Source organism: Paenirhodobacter populi (assembly GCF_004022215.1).
In the GTDB taxonomy this organism is placed as follows: domain Bacteria; phylum Pseudomonadota; class Alphaproteobacteria; order Rhodobacterales; family Rhodobacteraceae; genus Rhodobacter; species Rhodobacter populi.
In genome coordinates, this window is the sequence record NZ_SAUZ01000024.1 from 1 (window position 1) to 17,112 (window position 17,112).

The following is a 17,112-nucleotide window of genomic DNA, read 5'->3' on the forward strand; positions in this document are numbered from 1 at the left end:
CGCGACCCCATGGCGCACTTCCTCTTCAGCAGTCAGGTTCCCCGGCAACACGCTGAAGACGCCATAAGCATCTTCCATGGCTGCGCGGATGACATCCCTGTCCTCGAATGAGCCTTGCACAAGCTCGACGCCAGCATTCCGCAGCCTCAAGGATGCGGTCCCGGCGGCGTCCAATACAAGCGCGCGAACGGGCCACCCTGCCTTCAGCAAGGCTTTGGCGACAGATCCTCCCTGCCGCCCGGTGGCGCCGAAAACCAGCATGGGTCTTTTGTCATCGGTCATTGGATACCCTCGCATGGAACAAGGGCTATCCATATATACCAATATAAACCTGCCGGAAGACGGCACATTTTTCTGCATCAGGCACAAGGATGATACCCTTGGACGAACAGATACATGCCGACGCACCACAAGGGTCTGGGGATAGCCGGGTGTTCAGGCCCGTTCCATCAAACGGGGTCTGCGCCCTGTTGAGCGACAAGTGGACTGTTCCAGTCCTTTGGCGGCTTTCACTCGCGGAGGGACATCGGCTCCGCTTCTCAACGCTCAAAAAGGAGGTGGACGGTGTCACTCAGCGCATGCTGACACGCACGCTCCGCAACCTTGAGCGCGATGGACTGATTGCCCGCTACTATTTCCCGGAAGTGCCCCCGCGCGTCGAATATGAACTGACCGACATGGGTATCGGCGCCTTGCGCGCTCTTGAGGAGTTTAACTTCTGGGTCCGCGACAACCTGCATTCCATCAGAGAGAACCGCCACGCTTACGACGAAGTGAGATTGTAACCCCATATCATTCAGATCGGACGCCAGATGCATACGGTTCCTTCGCCGGGCTTGACCAAACGACCGCTTTAGGGAACGCCGCCGCGCGGCATCAATGTTTCTCGACCGGACTCTTAATGCCGAACAGGATGCGTCCTTCCTCAGATAGGCGCATCCTCCGATGCGAGCCGGGCAGTCGACAAGGCATATTGCCCAGGTGGCTGGCCGACCTCGCGGGCGAAGGCCGTATTGAACGCACTGGCCGAGCCATAACCCAGGGCCGCGCCGATCTCGGCCAGGCTGCCGTCGCCGCGCCGCAGCCGGTCTTTGGCGAGGCTCATCCGCCAGCCGGTCAGATAGGCCATCGGCGCGCGGCCGACCTCGCGCTCGAACCGCGCAAAGAAGGCGGAGCGCGACAGGCCCGCGGCGCGGGCCAGTTCCGCCACCGTCCACGGTCGCGCCGGATCGGCATGCAGGGCGCGCAGGGCGATGGACAGATGCGGATCGCTCAGCCCCCGCAGCAGGCCCGGCGGGGCAGAGATGCCGCCCGAGGCGCGGAAGGCCTCAATCAGCAGGACCTCCAGCAGCCGTTCCAGCACCACCTCGCGCCCCGGCCGGGTCGCCCGCGCCTCATCCGCCACCAGTTGGATCAGCGTCGCCAGCCGCGCCTCGCCGCGGATGACGACCAGATCGGGAAGCAGGGTCAGCAACAGCGCGGCATCCCGCGCGGCGAAGGTGCAGTGGCCCACCAGCTGCTGCGTCGTGACCGGCAGGTCAGGGTCGCCGATGCGCATCTGCCCGGGCGCGAGCAGGACGGGCTCGGTGAGCCGTCCCTTTGGCAGAACCGGATCGGGGCTTGAGATCGTGAAGCCCCGCGCGGCCGGGATCAGGGCGAAGTCGCCCTCCTCCAGCAGGACCGGCGACCGCCCGTCGACTTCCAGCAGCGCCCGACCGGCGAGGGTCAGGTTGTAGAAGACGATGCCGTCTTCCTCCCGGCGCACCCGCCACGCGCCCGAGGCGCTGGCGACCTTGGCATAGGGCGCGCCGGGGCGGAGCAAGGTCACGATCTGGGTCAGCGGATCGGTCATGGCGGCCTGTGGTTTGGACGATCGGTAAATCATCATGGACTTCGGATTATAGGTGGTCGCGCGCGGGATGGCCAGATCGGATGGGCAACAGCGAAAGGACCCCACCATGCCCACCATCCTGATCACCGGCTGCTCCTCGGGCTTCGGCCTCGAGACCGCGCGGCACTTCCTCGCCAAAGGCTGGACCGTCATCGCCACGATGCGGACCCCGAAGGCCGATCTGCTGCCCGCCTCCGAGCGGCTGACGATCCTGCCGCTCGACGTCACCGACCCGGCGAGCATCGCCGCCGCGGTGGCGGCCGCGGGCGAGATCGACGTGCTGGTGAACAACGCCGGCATCGGCTGGCTTAACGCGCTCGAGGGCACCCCGATCAGCGTCGTGCGCGACATCTTCGAGACCAACACCATCGGCACCATCGCGATGATCCAGGCGGTGCTGCCGCAGTTCCGCACCCGCCGCGCGGGCGTGATCATCAACGTGACCTCCAGCGTGACGCTGAAGAATTACGACCTGCTGTCGGTCTATACCGCCAGCAAGGCGGCGGTGAACGCGCTGACCGAGGTGATGGCGCTGGAACTCGCCCCCTTCGGCATCCGCAGCCATGTCGTGCTGCCGGGGCAGGCACCGGGGACCGCCTTTTCCGCCAGTGCCCGCGAACGGCTGACACAGGCGGGCGGCTTTCCGGAGCCCTATGCCGAGATGGTCGAAGGGGTCTTCGCACGGCTCACCAGCGGGTCAGGCGAAGAAAAGACCAGACCGGAAGACGTGGCCGCCGCGATCTGGCGCATCGCGACCGATCCAACCGCACCGATGTGTATGCCCGCGGGCGCAGATGCCGTGGCGCTGTTCAAAGGCTGAGTCGTACTGCGCCCTCATCCGGAGATTCCCGCGCAGGAGGTCGCGCCAGATTGAAGTTGCTGCGCTGAAGACGAATGGCTGTTCTCGGGAACACCGCTGCGCAGCGATAGCGCGTGTTGAGCGGCAGTTTCAGGCCGTCCTCTACGGCTAGGGCGCCGGGTTGCCTGAGATCGGCAAGCCTGCCGGTTGCTGTGCCGCAGCATGTTGCTCGAAGCGCTTAGCAGATTGGCAGCGGCACTATCGACCGCGCCCGAAGTGTGCTCCGAATTCATTCCGGCGCAGGGGGGCGGTTCTAGCCCCCATCATGGGTCTAGAGGAAAGCCGCTAACCGCTTCTTACTCGGCCGCAGTTGCCACCCGCACTGAAACCGGAGCCAGCGCCTCGGCTCTGGCGGCGACACCGGGATCGTCGCGATGTGCCAGCAGCCAGCCCTGCACTACGGCGGGGTTGAGGCGTTCCTGCCCGATCACCCGCTCGAAGGCCAGCGCCAGCGCGATCTCGCCGGGGAAGAACCGTTCGAACAGTCTGCGGGCGGTTCCGGCGCCGATCAGGCCCATCTCGACATGCAAATCTGCGCGGCCCGGCCGGATTAACGCCGGATCGAGCCGGTCGAGATGGTTCGTCGTCATCACCAGCGCCCGACCCTCCTGTGCGCCGACACCGTCGATGGCGTTCAACAGGCCCGAAAAGCTGATGCCGCCCCGGCGGTCGCCTGCCTCACGCTGGCTGAAGACGGCATCCACATCCTCGATGGCGATCAGGCTGCGCTTCGGGGCCGACATCATCGCCTCGCGCAGCGCATCGTCTGTCAGGGTCGCGCGACCTACGTCCAGCGTGGCGATGTCCAGCCCCAGCTCCGAGGTAAGCGCGCGGATCAGGCTTGATTTGCCGGTGCCGGGCGGTCCGTAGAACAAATAGCCCCACCGCCACGGTACACCCCGCGTCGCATACCAGTCGCTGGTGGCATAGAACCAGCGCATGTCTTCCAGCACCTGCAAGGCCCGATCATCCTCGACCACAACGCTGTCGATGCTGCGGCGCGGCACCTCACCCACATCGTCCCAATAGCTGTCGCGCAGGATATGCAGCATCGGCCCGCTGCGGTCGCGCAGCGCGGCGATCCGGGCGCCCTCGTCGATCCAGCCGGTCAGCGTGGCGATGCTGCCGAAGAGCAGGCCGACTTCCAATGTTTCCATCGGCCGCTGCTCGTGCGATCCGCCGACCCGGGCCTTTTCGTTGATCGAGCGCGTAAGGCGGGCGATATGGCCCTGCACGATGAACCAGTGCTTTCCGGGGGCGGGGGCATAGCCGCTCGTCCCCGCATTCCAGCGGGTGTCCGTCAGCCGCACCTGCAGGACATGGGCGAGGACCCCGTTCGCCTCCATCCACAGCGAAAGGTGCCGATAGGCCGTAGAGCGGTTGTCCAGCGCCAGTTGCGCCCAGAGGCGGCGCGACAGCAGGCGACCGATCACGCCAACAGCCGTCCGGCCAAGCGCCACCGTCACGCCTATAGTTCCAAGCGCGAGGCCACCCGCGAAGATATCGCTGGCCATTGCGCTAGCAAGTAAGGTTTGAAGGGCCTCGGTCATCGGACGGCCTCCCGCAGATCAGGGAGCCAGCCAGACGATACGCCGCTGCCGAGAACGAAATGAAATTTGCGGACAGCCCCCGCCGCGTCCGCAGCCGGGTGGCCATCCAGAACGGGAATGCCCATGATGATGCCCCGATGTTCCGTTGATGAGCCGACCCGAGGTCATCCTTGCGATCTGCCCTTCCGGAAGCTCCGTTTCAGGCGAGGATCAGCCCGCGAAGGGCGCAGCGATTGACGATCATGTAAGGCTCTCCTTTTGTCAGCGGTTACGGATTGGGGCACAAGGCCGAGGCGGTCTCTCTAACGGTCGGGAGCGATTCTGGCAAAGCGTGAATGGTGAGGCAAAACCGACTATTGCCGATCCGCATCATGGACGAGAGCGGGTGGCATTATGGCCGGGAAGGAGCGAAAGACAGCCTCCCCATCGAAACGGGCGGCGAGTCTTTCAGGAACGAAGAAGCTCTCGGCAGACGGATGCACGCGCTTCAGCGAACAAATCTGTTTGCCGCTTGCATCCCGATGGACAGAACCCTGTCACAAATGGACAACTCAGGTGTCACCTGACAATAGGTGGATTGGTGAGCCGGCTGGGGTTCGAACCCAGGACCTACTGATTAAAAGTCAGTTGCTCTACCGGCTGAGCTACCGGCTCACACTGGGGCGCTCTCTACAAACCAAGTTCCTGCCGGTCAAGGCCGAATCCCGCCGAAAACGCGCCACTGGAAAAATAGAACGGCGGGGCGTATATGCGCGGGATGACTCGCACGCTTGCCCCTGACGGCCTGCCGTTCATGAAAATGCACGGGCTCGGCAATGATTTCGTGGTGATCGACGCCCGTGAGGGCGACGATCCGGTCACGCCTGCGCTGGCGCGGGCGCTTGGGGACCGGCACCGGGGCGTGGGATTCGATCAGCTTGCGGTGATCCGGCCCTCGGACCGGGCGGACTTCGCGCTGGAGTTCTGGAATTCCGACGGATCGCGGGCGGGGGCCTGCGGCAATGCCACGCGCTGCGTTTCGGACTGGATGATGGGGCAGCTCGGGCTGGATCGGCTCTCGCTGGTGACGGAACGCGGCGTGCTGCGGGCGGTGCGGCGCGGGGACGGGCTGGTGTCGGTGAACATGGGCGCGCCGATCCTTGAGGCCGCGCAGATCCCGGTCGCGGCGGATCCGATGCACCTGCCGCTGGATGGCGATCCGGTCGCGGTGGGGATGGGCAATCCGCATTGCATCTTCTTCGTCCCGGATGCCGAAGCGGTGGATGTCGAAGCCATCGGCTCGCGGATCGAGCATGACCCGATCTTCCCCGAGCGGACGAATGTGGAATTCGCCGCGCTGACCGGGCTGGACCGGCTGCGGATGCGGGTCTGGGAACGCGGCGCCGGGATCACGCTGGCCTGCGGCTCAGGCACCTGCGCCACTGCCGTCGCCGCGCATCTGAAAGGGCTGACCGGGCGGCATGTGCTGGTCGATGTCGACGGCGGGCAGCTTGAGATCGACTGGCGCGAGGATGGCGTCTGGATGACCGGGCCGACGGCTCTGGTGTTCGAGGCGCGGCTGTCGCCCGCATTTCTGGCCGCGTCATGAACCCGCCCGTCTTCGCCACGCTGGGATGCCGGCTGAACGCCTATGAGACCGAGGCGATGCGGGAACTCTCCGCCGCCGCCGGGCTGGAAAACGCCGTCATCGTCAACACCTGCGCCGTGACCGCCGAGGCGGTGCGCAAGGCGAAGCAGGAAATCCGCCGTCTCGCCCGCGAAAACCCCGGCGCGCCGGTGATCGTCACCGGCTGCGCCGCGCAGACGGAACCCGAAACCTTCGCCGGAATGCCCGAGGTCACCCGCGTCATCGGCAACCACGAAAAGATGCAGGCGGAAACGTGGCAATCGCTCCGCGCCCCCGATTTCATCGGCGCGACCGAGCGGGTGATGGTCGATGATATCATGTCCGTCCGGGAAACCGCCGGGCATCTGATCGACGGCTTCGGCCGCCACCGCGCCTATGTGCAGGTGCAGAACGGCTGCGACCACCGCTGCACCTTCTGCATCATCCCCTATGGCCGGGGCAATTCGCGGTCCGTCCCCGCCGGAGTGGTGATCGAACAGATCAAACGACTGGTCGATCGCGGCTTCAACGAGGTGGTGCTGACCGGGGTGGACCTGACCTCATGGGGGGCCGACCTGCCGGGCGAGCCGCGCCTTGGCGATCTGGTGATGCGGATCCTGCGGCTGGTGCCGGATCTGCCGCGGCTCAGGATTTCCTCGATCGACAGTATCGAGGCGGACGACAACCTGATGCTGGCCATCGCCACCGAGCCGCGCCTGATGCCGCATCTGCACCTGTCCCTTCAGGCAGGCGACGACATGATCCTCAAGCGGATGAAGCGCCGCCACCTGCGCGACGACGCGATCCGTTTCTGCGAGGAGGCGCGCCGCCTGCGCCCCGGCATCCTGTTCGGCGCCGACATCATCGCCGGTTTCCCGACGGAGACCGAGGCAATGTTCGAGAATTCGCTGAAGCTGGTCGATGACTGCGGGCTGACCTTCCTGCATGTCTTTCCCTATTCGGCGCGTCAGGGCACACCCGCCGCGCGGATGCCGCGCGTGCCCGGCCCGGCGATCAAGGACCGCGCCGCCCGCCTGCGCGCCAAGGGGCAGGAGGCGCTGCGGCGGCATCTGGAATCCGAGGTCGGGCAGGAACGGGTGATCCTGACAGAAGGCCCGCGCGCCGGACGGACGGAATATTTCACCGAGGTGGCCTTTGACCGCGACATGCCCGAGGGCACGATCCTGATGCTGCGCATCAGCGGACATGACGGCGCCCGGTTGCAGGCGTAGCCGGGGGCGCTGCCCCCGTCGATGGAAGGCCCGGCGCGGCCACGGGCCGCGCGTTCGCCGGGGCGGCCTTCCACTGGAAGGCCTCTTTTCCCGGCTCACCCCCCGGGATATTTATGGAAACACGAAAGGCAGGAAGGCCGCCCATTCTTCCCCCGCGGTTTTTCCATTGGTTTCGCGGGCCCAGGCTGTGTCAAAACTCAGTTCCGGCACAGCACCGGAGAATGCGGTTCTCCACAGTGGCACCTATGTTCACATCGGCGCGCGCAGATGGCCTAAGGGTGGCTTCGTGAGAGAATTTCGTTCTGAGCCACTGTCATAAAGGTGAGTTTTGACACAGCCTCGGCCCTTTTCGGGTGAGATACTTGTGGAAAGCAAGCGGCATATGCTGGCGCTTTCCGCTGATGCGGATAGGTTTGCGGAATGCTCTGGATCAACGACACGCTGGCAATCGCCGATTGGGAACTGACGGAAAGCTTCACCCGCGCGCAGGGGCCGGGGGGGCAGAACGTCAACAAGGTCTCGACGGCGGTGGAGCTGCGGTTCGAGGCGGACCGCTCGCCGGGGCTGACACCGGCGGTGAAGGCGCGGCTGAAGCGCATCGCCGGGCGGAAATGGACCTCGGACGGTGCCATCGTGATCCGCGCCGAGGAAACCCGCAGTCAGGCGCGCAACCGCGAACTGGCGCGCGAAAGGCTGGTGGAGATGATCCGTCAGGCCCTTGTCGCGCCGAAGCGCCGGGTGGCGACGAAGCCAACGCTTGGCAGTCAGCGGCGGCGGTTGAAGGCAAAGACCATGCGCGGCGCGGTCAAGGCATTGCGCGGAACCATAGAAGACGACCCCTAGGGCCGGATTGCCCCCGATGCCTTTTCGTCAGGACCGGGCAGACCGAAACCGGGATGATCAGACCACCACCGTCCGCGCCTGCTGCGGGCCGACCTCGAACACCTTGCGGTAGCGCGCGATCTCCTCGGCCGGGCCGGTCGCCTTTTCGGGGTTGTCGGACAGTTTCACCGTTGGCCGGCCGTTCGCCGACACCGCCTTGCACACCAGACTGAAGGGCGCCAGCGCGTCATTCGGCACCAGATGGCGGAAATCGTTGGTCAGAAGCGTGCCCCAGCCGAAGCTGACCTTCACCCGCCCATGGAATCGCGCGTAGAGATCGCGGATCTCGGGCACGTCGAGCCCGTCGGAGAAGATCACCAGCTTGTCGCGCGGATCCTCGCCCCGCGATTTCCACCAGTCGATCGCCATCTCCGCCCCGGCCACCGGATCGCCGGAATCGATGCGGATGCCGGTCCAGCCAGCCAGCCAGCCGGGCGCATGGTCGAGGAACCCCTTCGTCCCGTAGGTGTCGGGCAGGATGATCCGCAGGTTGCCGTCATGTTCCTCGTGCCAGTCGGCCAGAACGCGGTAGGGCGCCTTGCGCAATTCGTCATCCGTCTCGGCCAGCGCGGCATAGACCATCGGCAGTTCATGGGCGTTGGTGCCCACCGCCTCAAGGTCGCGGCGCATGGCGATCAGGCAGTTCGACGTGCCGGTGAAGGCCCCGCCTTCGGAGGCGTCCCCCAGCCCCTCGATCATCGCCTGCACGCACCAGTCCTGCCACAGGAAGCTGTGCCGCCGCCGGGTGCCGAAATCGGCGATCTTGAGCCCCGGCAGCTTGCGCAGGTTCTCGATCTTTTCCCACAGGCGGGTCATCGCGCGGGCATAGAGGATCTGCAGGTCGAACCGCCCCATCCGGTTCAGCACGGCGCGGGAGCGCAGCTCCATCAGGATGGCGAGGGCGGGGATTTCCCACAGCATCACCTCGGGCCAGGCGCCCTCGAAGGTCAGCTCGTATTGCCCGTCGCGCTTTTCCAGATGATAGGGCGGCAGGTGGACATTCTCGAACCATTCCATGAAGTCCGAGCGGAACATCTGCCGCTTGCCGTAGAAGTTGTTGCCGCGCAGCCAGGTGCTTTCGCCGCGCGTGAGCCGCAGGCCGCGGGCGTAGTCGAGCTGTTCGCGCAGCTCGCCCTCGTCGATCAGCTCGGCGAGGCGGATGGATTTCGATCGGTTGATCAGGCTGAATTCCACCCGCGTGTCGCGCTTGTTGCGGAACACCGACTGGCACATCAGCAGCTTGTAGAAATCGGTGTCGATCAGCGAGCGGACGATCGGGTCGATCTTCCATTTGTGGTTGTAGACGCGGGTTGCGATGTCGACCATGTCCGTCACTCCGCCAGAACCACGCCGGCGGCGCGCATCGCATCGCGCGCCCCGGCGAGCGAACCGTTCAGGTCGATGGCCCGGCACGCGCCTTGCAGCACCCGGGCGTTGAAGCCGAGCTTCGCCGCATCGATCGCCGACCAGGCCACGCAGAAATCGAGCGCGAGGCCCACGAAGGTCAGATCGGTGATGCCGCGTTCCCGCAGATAGCCCGCAAGGCCGGTGGGGGTGCTGTGGTCGTTCTCGAAGAAGGCGGAATAGCTGTCGATGGCGGGGCGGAAGCCCTTGCGCAGGATCAGATCGGCGGGATCGACGGTCAGCGCGGGATGGAAGGCCGCGCCTTCGCTCCCCCAGACGCAATGCACGGGCCAGAGCGTCTGCGGCCCATAGGGCAGCTCGATCGTCGAGAAGGGGGTGGCGCCCTCGTGCATCGCCGCGAAGGAGGAATGTTCCTCGGGGTGCCAGTCCTGCGTCAGCACGGTGACCGGATATTCCTGCATCAGCGCGTTGACGCGCGGGATGATTTCATCGCCACCGGCGACGGCCAGCGCTCCGCCCGGGCAGAAATCATTCTGGATGTCGATCACGATCAGGGCTTCGGAAACGTCTGCCATGTCTTCCCCCTCTTTGGCATATGCCTAGGACGCGCATGCCCCCCGGTCAATTGCCGTCAGAAGGAAAGAGGCAGGGATTCGCCCCCTGCCCCGTCCGTTCAGCCGCGCAGCGCCTCGGCGGGCGCCTGCCGGTAGGCCAGCACCGCGGGCAGCAGCGCCAGCACCGCCGCCACCGCCAGCAGGACCAGCAACAGCATCCCGTCTTCGGCGGCGAAAGCCACCGGCAGGCCGAAGCCGCGTTCCGCCGCGAAGATGCCCGACAGCACCTGCGCCGCCGCACAGCCGAGCGCGAAGCCCAGCAGCACGCCCGCCGCCACCAGCACGAACAGCTCCAGCCAGACGATGCCGAAGACCGCCCCGCCCGGCGCGCCAAAGGCCCGCAGCGCGCCGATCTGCCTGCGCCTTTGCCCGACATGGATCACCGTCACCAAGAGCAGCGCCGCCGCCACCAGAAGCTGCGCCCCCGCCGCGATGACGGCCAGCACCTTCTTCATGTCGCCAAGGGTGGCGTAGAGGCTGGTCAGCACCTCGCCGGGGAAGACCGCCAGCGTCTGGCCGTTGCCGCGGTATTCCTGCCGCAGCTTGTAGGCGTCGGCGATGGTCTTCGGCTTGACGAGGATCGCGGGCAGGCCGGGCACCGCGCCGCGATGCCAGTGTTCGCCCAGGGGCGCGTCGGGGTCGATCCCCTCGTGGCCGTGTTCATGTTCGTCTTCGTCATCGTGATGGCCAGCCTCTTCGACATGGTCGTGATCGTGGCCGTCGTGGCCGGCCTCTTCTTCTTCGTGGTCATGATCCTCGTCTTCCTCATGGCCCAGCCCGTGGACGTGCCAGACCGCCTGAATGGGCACGAGGATGGCGCGGTCCCACGGCGTGCCCGTGGGGTTCAGCTTGCCGGCGACGGTATAATTCACCCCGCCATGGGCATGGCCGCCTTCGGACAGGCGCCCGTGGGTCGGGGTGATCGTCTCGCCGATCGCCAGATCCACGGCGGAGCCTATGACCGCCTCCCCCTCGACGTCGAAGATATGGCCGGCGGCAAAGCCGCTGCCGGTGCGGTCGATCAGCGTCGTCGTGGTGCCGACGATCGGATAGCCCGCGTGAAAATCGCCGAAGCCCACCGGGGCGGCCCAGTCGACGCGCGGATCCTCGGACAGGTCGATCAGGTTGTCGCCCGAGATCAGCGGCAGTGCCGAGGGTTGCAGGAAGACCGAGGACAGGATCAGCTGCGTCTCGCTGCCCGGGGCGCCGATCACCAGATCGAATTTCTCCGCCGCCCGCGCCGAGCCGAGCCGCAAGGCCCGTTCCTGCAGGCTGACGCCAACGCCCAATGCCACCGCCAGAGCGATCAGCAGGACGATCACCACCGAACCGGCCCAAAGCCGTTTCAGGTCCGCCAGAACGAAACGGATCATGCGACAGGCTCCCCGATGGTGTCCGAAACGATGCGGCCGTCCGCCAGCGCGATGCGGCGGGGGATCTGCGCGGCAAGGCGCGGATCGTGCGAAACGACGATCAGCGTCGCCCCGGTCTGCACGGCCAGATCCAGCAGCAGCGAGCCGATCGCCGCGCCGTTTTCGGGATCGAGGCTGGCCGTCGGTTCATCCGCGACGATGACACCCGGATCGCGCAGCACCGCCCGCGCCACGGCGACGCGCTGCATTTCGCCGCGCGACATGGTTTCGACCTTCTGGCCGGGGCGCGAGAGGCCAACCCGCTCCAGCAGCGCCCCTGCCCGCGCGACCATCGCCGCATCGGCCACCCGCGACAGGCGCGCCGGCAGCAGCACGTTGTCCAGCGCGGAAAGGCCGGGGAACAGGTGGAAATCCTGCATCACCAGACCGATGTTGGCGCCGCGCCAGCGGTCCCGCGCGCCTTCGGACAGGGTGCCGATGTCGGTCCCGTCCCAGTTCACCCGGCCCCGCGTCGCGCGTTCGAGCCCGGTGATGATATTGACGAAGGTGGATTTTCCAGACCCGGACGGGCCGACCACCACGACGCGGTCGCCCGCGGGGATATCCAGTGCGGGCACATGCAGCACCGGCGCGGCAAGACCCGGAAAGGTCACCGCGATGTCATCGAGATGAAGGGAGGGCATTCTCTGTGTCAGGCCATTCCGTAGCGGGCGTCGCGCAGCCGCAGCTGGCTGACGAAGCCGGTTTCAGGATCCATCCAGGATCCGCGTTCCAGCCGCCCGGTCACCGCGATCCGCTGGTTCGGCTGCACGAAGGTCTGCCGCTTGTCCAGATAGACGACCATGATGTTGTCCGGCCAGTCGGAATCGCTGGAACAGAAGGGACAGATCGACATCGGGATCTGCGTCAGGACGAAGAACTGCGCCTCGGCCTTGAGCGGCGGGGCCATGAACCCCTGAATGCGGATGGTCTGATCCGTCAGGTTCAGCACCTTGTCGGAGAATTTCAGGCCAAGCGCGCTGAAGGATGCGTAAAGCTCGTCAAAGGTGATCTCGGGGGGTGCGGCCAGCGCCGGTCGCGCCGCGACAAGCGCCATGGTTGCCGCCATTCCGGTCAGACAGTCTCTGCGTTGCATCGTCAGCCTCCTGAAATCAGGGGAACCTGCCCGGGGCTCGCCGCCCGGACAGGTTCATGGTCACATCACTTCTTGTCGGCGCCAAGGGCGAAGGCGTCGACCAGCACCTTGTAGACGTCCGACTGTTCCATGTAGCCCCTGAAGCCTTCGGAGCCCGGGCCGGTCGCCTGAAGGACCACATCATCGACCGCGTGGACGGCGGTGTCGTTGTCCTTGGGGATGTTGCCGACGCGCAGAACCGCACCGGGAACGTCCTTGTAGGCCTCGTTGGCGATGTATTCGCCGTTTTCGTTCTTCACGGCCGGCTCGAACGGACCGTCAAGCTTCGGGCCCCAGGTTTCGTAATAGTCGGGGAAGTTGTTGGCGAACATCGCGATATGGCGCGACACCGCGATGCTGTCCGGATAGCCGTCGCCGTCGGCGTCGACATAGTTCGGGAAGCCGGCCTCGTCATAAACGCCGACCTTGTCGCGGCCTTCGCCGGGCTTGTCCTCGTCGATCGTGCCGATGAGCCCGACGCCGTGGGTGTGGTCGCCGGTCACGACGATCATCGTATCCGGGTTGTTGGCGGCGAACTCGCGGGCGAGCGCGACGACATGGTCAAGCTCGATCGTCTCGACCACCGCACGTTCCCAGTCCATCGGGTGGGACATCTTGTCGACCGAGGCGCCCTCGACCATCAGGAAGAAGCCGTCGGGGTTCTTGGACAGCTGGTCGAGCGCCACCTTCGTCATGTCGACGAGGCCGGGCTGATCGCCGAACTTGCCGACGGTGCCCTTCTTGAGCTGGTTGCGGTCAAGCCAGGTGTCCATGTTGCCGGTGTGGAACAGGCCGAGCAGCTTGCCCTGGTTCGAGCCTTCGGCCGCGGCGAGTTCGGACTTGGTCGTGACGACACTGTAGCCCGCATCCTGGAACAGCTGGATGTAGTCCTTGTCGTCCTTGCGCTTGGAGCCCGGGATATCCGACTTGAGGAAATAGGCCGAACCGCCGCCCAGCAGAACGTCGGGCTGAACGTCGTAGAACATGCCCACGATCTCGGGCTTGTCGGCGCGCTTGCGGGTGTGCGCGACGAGCGCGGCGGGCGTCGCATCTTCCAGCTCGGCGGTCGAGATGATGCCGATCGACTTGTTCGAGGCGCGGCGCAGCGCCTCGGCGATGGTTTCCACCTTGGGATCGTCGAAGCTGTCCGGCGTGCGGTCGGCATAGACGCCAAGCGCATTCACCCGGCTTTTGTGGCCGGTCATGTAAGCCGACATCGTATTGGCCGAGTCGGTCGCGATCGAATGGGTCGAGGAGGTGCCGATGAAGGCCATCCGGTCGAGGTCGTCCATCGCCAGCCGGCCGTCGGCCTTGCCCTCGGTCATGCCCTTGGACATGATCCGCGCGGCGGTGCGGTGGGCGACCGACAGGCCGTCGCCGAGGATGAAGATGATGTTCTTGGCCTTGGGCGTCGCGTCCGTGCCGAAGACGTCCCAGGTGACCGATTTCGCCTCGTCACCTGCCTTGACCGAAACGGTGTAGGCGCCCGGTTCGGCAAGCGCCAGATCGCGCAGGATCAGGGCCGAGCCCAGAACCTTGTCGTCCTTGCCCTTTTCCTCGGTCACGAATTGCGCCGGTGCGCCGAAAACCTCGGCGTAGGGCTTGCCGTTCACGGTGACTTCTACCGCATCTTCGGGATGGACGTTGTCCAGCTCGACCTTGAAGTCGAACTTCGAGTTCACAAGGATCGTTGCCCGGTCGAGCGGATAGATGGTGGTGTCGGCAAATGCCGCACCGGTCAGAACAGTCGTCGCCGCGAGTGCAGCAAGCAGGATACGCATGGATCGCCTCTTGTGGTCGTGATCTCCTGCCGGTGCGCTAGACCCCGATTGTCACAGATCCGTGACAGGATATTGTTTTTTGCCCCTTCTTGCGACGATAAGCAGTCCTGTCGCCGGAAACGCCGCGCGAACCCCGTTTCGGGGTGCGAAATTCCAGTGATAACATAACGAATACAATATGTTATAAAATCACTCAAGCCTTGAGAACCCCATGCTGACCGTCGCCGCGCTGTATCATTTCACCCGATTCGAATCCCCCGAGGCGCTGAAGGCGCCGCTGGCCAAGGTCGCCTGCGCGAACGGGGTGCGGGGGACGCTGCTGCTGGCGCGCGAGGGGATCAACGGCACCATCGCCGGCACACGGGAGGGGATCGACAGGGTACTCGCGCATATCCGCGCCCTGCCCGGCTGCGCGGATCTGGAGTGGAAGGAAAGCAGCGCGCGGGAGATGCCCTTCGGCCGGATGAAGGTGCGGCTCAAGGCGGAGATCGTCACGATGGGCCAGCCGGATGTCGATCCGCGCGCCTCCGTCGGGCATTACGTCGAACCGCAGGACTGGAATGCGCTGATCTCGGCCCCCGATGTGGTGGTGATCGACACCCGCAACGATTACGAGGTGGGGATCGGCACCTTCGACGGCGCCATCGACCCGCAGACCCGCAGCTTTCGTGACTTCCCGCGCTGGTGGCAGGAAAACGCGGCGCGTTTCCACAACAAGCGCATCGCGATGTTCTGCACCGGCGGTATCCGTTGCGAGAAATCGACCAATTACCTGATGTCGCAGGGCGTGGACGAGGTCTACCACCTGAAGGGCGGCATCCTGAAATATCTGGAACAGGTGCCCGAGGAAGAAAGCCTTTGGCAGGGGGAATGCTTCGTCTTCGACCGGCGCGTCAGCCTGAAGCACGGGCTGAAACAGGGCGAACATGACCTGTGCCACGCCTGCCGCCGGCCGATCTCGGCCGCGGACAAGCTGAGCCCGGATTACGAACAGGGCGTCAGTTGCCCGCGCTGCATCGGCGAGTATTCAAACGACGATCGCGCCCGCTTTCGCGAGCGCGAGCATCAGATCCGCCTTGCCGCGGAACGCGGCGCGGAGCCGCATTCCAAGGCGAACCGGATGCCGGACTGAGCCGTCGTCACCCGCCGCGAGGGAAAGGCGGCGGGAAACCGCGTCAGACCGGTGGTTTGCCACGCACGGCGCGGGCGATCATCGCCACGACGAACAGCACGATGAAGATCAGGAACAGGATCTTTGCGATCCCGGCCGAAGTCCCCGCAATGCCGCCGAAGCCGAGCGCCGCCGCAATCAGTGCGATGACCAGAAAAGTCAGTGCCCATCCAAGCATGTCGTCCTCCTTCGGGTGAGTTGATCGGCCGCTGGGGCGGCCCATGATCGTTACTCGGACCATGAGCCAGCAACGCATGGTGGCGCGGAATGGTTCCGCAGAGGAATTCTGGCGGGATGGCAAGGAAAAGCCCCGGCCGATGGCCGGGGCAGTAACCGCGCGGGCGGCTGGATCAGAGGCTCGCGTCCAGCGCGGCGACGATATGATCGCCCATGCCCGAGGTGGTGACCGGCACGCCTCCGTCCGGCCCCATCAGATCGGCGGTGCGGATGCCGTCGGCCAGAACCTTCTCGATCGCCGCTTCGATCCGCGTGGCCTCGTCCCCCTGATCGAAGGAATAGCGCAGGGCCATGGCAAAGCTGAGGATCGTGGCGATCGGGTTCGCCTTCCCCTGCCCCGCGATGTCGGGCGCCGAGCCGTGGACGGGTTCATACATCGCCTTGGGCCGGCCATTCGCCATCGGCGCGCCGAGCGAGGCCGACGGCAGCATGCCGAGCGAGCCGGTCAGCATCGCCGCGCAATCCGAAAGGATGTCGCCGAACAGGTTGTCGGTCAGGATCACGTCGAACTGCTTGGGCGTGCGGACAAGCTGCATGGCGCAGTTGTCGGCATACATGTGGTTCAGCGCGATCTCGGGGTAATCCTCGTCGCGGATCTTCTGCACGACCTCGCGCCAAAGGATGCCGGATTCCATCACATTGGCCTTTTCGACCGAGGTGACCTTGTTGCCGCGCCGCTTCGCCAGTTCAAAGGCCGAGCGCGCCACCCGGGCGATCTGCGATTCCGTGTAACGCTGGGTGTTGATGCCGACGCGCTCGTTCCCCTCGGTGAAGATGCCGCGGGGTTCGCCGAAATAGACGCCCGAGGTCAGCTCGCGCACGATCATGATGTCGAGCCCCGCCACCACGTCGCGCTTGAGCGAGGAGAAATCCGCCAGCGCGTCGAAGCATTGCGCCGGGCGCAGGTTGGCGTAGAGGTCCATTTCCTTGCGCAGGCGCAGCAGGCCGCGTTCCGGTTTCACCGCGAAATCGAGCGTGTCGTATTTCGGCCCGCCCACGGCGCCGAGCAGCACGGCATCCACCGCCTGCGCCTTGGCCATGGTTTCATCGGTCAGTGGCACGCCATGCGCGTCATAAGCCGCGCCACCGACGAGATCCTCGCTGACGTCGAAGACAAGGCCGCGCTTGTCGCCAAGCCAGCCGATGATCTTTTTCACCTCGGCCATGACTTCGGGGCCGATGCCGTCACCGGCGAGGATGAGAAGGGAAGGATTGGCCATGCGTTTTCTCCTCCGACAGGGTCGGGAATGGCCTAGCCAAAGGGGCGGCGTGGGTCAAGCGCGGCGCTGTGCGGTTCACGGAGAGGAAGCAAGGGGGCCAGCCCCCTCGCCCGTTCCGGGCTCACCCCCGGGATATTTTCGGAAAGATGAAAAGCCC

Annotated in this window: 17 protein-coding genes and 1 tRNA gene; 6 read left to right on the plus strand and 12 right to left on the minus strand. The window is 65.5% G+C overall.

What is annotated here, in order from left to right; translation table 11 throughout:
• The coding region (locus D2T30_RS17800; RefSeq protein ID WP_164884352.1) for an NmrA family NAD(P)-binding protein at positions 1 to 282 on the minus strand (282 nt) is incomplete at its 3' end.
• A gap of 98 nt (positions 283 to 380) precedes the next feature.
• Between D2T30_RS17800 and D2T30_RS17805 the strand changes: the two genes are divergently transcribed.
• Positions 381 to 785 carry a winged helix-turn-helix transcriptional regulator gene (locus D2T30_RS17805; RefSeq protein WP_206613000.1) on the plus strand — a complete coding sequence of 135 codons (405 nt, stop codon included), beginning with the start codon at positions 381 to 383 and terminating at the stop codon, positions 783 to 785.
• Positions 786 to 925: 140 nt separating this feature from the next.
• Here the strand turns inward: D2T30_RS17805 and D2T30_RS17810 are convergent, their stop codons facing one another.
• Positions 926 to 1,852: an AraC family transcriptional regulator gene (locus tag D2T30_RS17810; RefSeq protein ID WP_128210002.1), complete on the minus strand. Its 927-nt coding sequence runs from the start codon at positions 1,850 to 1,852 to the stop codon at positions 926 to 928.
• A 106-nt stretch (positions 1,853 to 1,958) separates the two neighbouring features.
• On the opposite strand from D2T30_RS17810, the gene D2T30_RS17815 reads away from it, so the two are divergent.
• Entirely contained in the window at positions 1,959 to 2,711 is a 753-nt protein-coding gene (locus D2T30_RS17815; protein ID WP_128210003.1) for an SDR family oxidoreductase, read from the plus strand.
• 335 nt (positions 2,712 to 3,046) lie between these two features.
• On the opposite strand, the gene D2T30_RS17820 is transcribed toward D2T30_RS17815, so the two are convergent.
• Entirely contained in the window at positions 3,047 to 4,264 is a 1,218-nt protein-coding gene (locus tag D2T30_RS17820) for an AAA family ATPase (protein WP_164884353.1), read from the minus strand.
• Positions 4,265 to 4,878: 614 nt separating this feature from the next.
• Positions 4,879 to 4,954, minus strand: a tRNA-Lys gene (locus tag D2T30_RS17825).
• Positions 4,955 to 5,057: 103 nt separating this feature from the next.
• Here D2T30_RS17825 and dapF point away from each other — a divergent pair.
• The 3 genes from dapF to arfB all read left to right on the plus strand — a co-directional run bounded on the left by dapF (position 5,058) and on the right by arfB (position 7,981).
• Positions 5,058 to 5,888, plus strand: coding sequence for a diaminopimelate epimerase (gene dapF, locus D2T30_RS17830; protein ID WP_128210051.1), 831 nt, complete (start codon positions 5,058 to 5,060; stop codon positions 5,886 to 5,888).
• Positions 5,885 to 7,138 carry a tRNA (N(6)-L-threonylcarbamoyladenosine(37)-C(2))-methylthiotransferase MtaB gene (mtaB, locus tag D2T30_RS17835; protein ID WP_128210005.1) on the plus strand — a complete coding sequence of 418 codons (1,254 nt, stop codon included), beginning with the start codon at positions 5,885 to 5,887 and terminating at the stop codon, positions 7,136 to 7,138. The genes dapF and mtaB overlap by 4 nt, the downstream gene beginning before the upstream one ends.
• A 420-nt stretch (positions 7,139 to 7,558) precedes the next feature.
• Complete coding sequence (arfB, locus tag D2T30_RS17840; RefSeq protein ID WP_128180084.1) at positions 7,559 to 7,981, plus strand: alternative ribosome rescue aminoacyl-tRNA hydrolase ArfB; 423 nt, start codon at positions 7,559 to 7,561, stop codon at positions 7,979 to 7,981.
• Positions 7,982 to 8,038: 57 nt separating this feature from the next.
• On the opposite strand, the gene D2T30_RS17845 is transcribed toward arfB, so the two are convergent.
• The 6 genes from D2T30_RS17845 to D2T30_RS17870 all read right to left on the minus strand — a co-directional run bounded on the left by D2T30_RS17845 (position 8,039) and on the right by D2T30_RS17870 (position 14,327).
• Entirely contained in the window at positions 8,039 to 9,346 is a 1,308-nt protein-coding gene (locus D2T30_RS17845; RefSeq protein WP_128210006.1) for a nicotinate phosphoribosyltransferase, read from the minus strand.
• A 5-nt stretch (positions 9,347 to 9,351) separates the two neighbouring features.
• Positions 9,352 to 9,960: a bifunctional nicotinamidase/pyrazinamidase gene (gene pncA / locus D2T30_RS17850; RefSeq protein WP_128210007.1), complete on the minus strand. Its 609-nt coding sequence runs from the start codon at positions 9,958 to 9,960 to the stop codon at positions 9,352 to 9,354.
• 98 nt (positions 9,961 to 10,058) lie between these two features.
• On the minus strand, positions 10,059 to 11,372 hold the full coding sequence (locus D2T30_RS17855; protein ID WP_128210008.1) for an FtsX-like permease family protein: 1,314 nt from the start codon (positions 11,370 to 11,372) through the stop codon (positions 10,059 to 10,061).
• On the minus strand, positions 11,369 to 12,055 hold the full coding sequence (locus D2T30_RS17860; RefSeq protein WP_128210009.1) for an ABC transporter ATP-binding protein: 687 nt from the start codon (positions 12,053 to 12,055) through the stop codon (positions 11,369 to 11,371). Before D2T30_RS17860 ends, D2T30_RS17855 begins: the two co-directional genes overlap by 4 nt.
• Before the next feature lie 8 nt (positions 12,056 to 12,063).
• Entirely contained in the window at positions 12,064 to 12,507 is a 444-nt protein-coding gene (locus D2T30_RS17865; protein WP_128180074.1) for a hypothetical protein, read from the minus strand.
• 65 nt (positions 12,508 to 12,572) lie between these two features.
• Entirely contained in the window at positions 12,573 to 14,327 is a 1,755-nt protein-coding gene (locus D2T30_RS17870) for an alkaline phosphatase (protein WP_128210010.1), read from the minus strand.
• A gap of 211 nt (positions 14,328 to 14,538) precedes the next feature.
• On the opposite strand from D2T30_RS17870, the gene trhO reads away from it, so the two are divergent.
• Positions 14,539 to 15,459 carry an oxygen-dependent tRNA uridine(34) hydroxylase TrhO gene (gene trhO / locus D2T30_RS17875; RefSeq protein ID WP_128210011.1) on the plus strand — a complete coding sequence of 307 codons (921 nt, stop codon included), beginning with the start codon at positions 14,539 to 14,541 and terminating at the stop codon, positions 15,457 to 15,459.
• Positions 15,460 to 15,502: 43 nt separating this feature from the next.
• Here trhO and D2T30_RS17880 read toward each other — a convergent pair whose 3' ends face one another.
• Positions 15,503 to 15,676, minus strand: a complete 174-nt coding sequence (locus tag D2T30_RS17880) for a DUF1328 domain-containing protein (RefSeq protein WP_128180068.1) — start codon at positions 15,674 to 15,676, stop codon at positions 15,503 to 15,505.
• 172 nt (positions 15,677 to 15,848) lie between these two features.
• Entirely contained in the window at positions 15,849 to 16,955 is a 1,107-nt protein-coding gene (gene leuB / locus D2T30_RS17885) for a 3-isopropylmalate dehydrogenase (protein WP_128180066.1), read from the minus strand.
• Positions 16,956 to 17,112 lie beyond the last annotated feature (157 nt).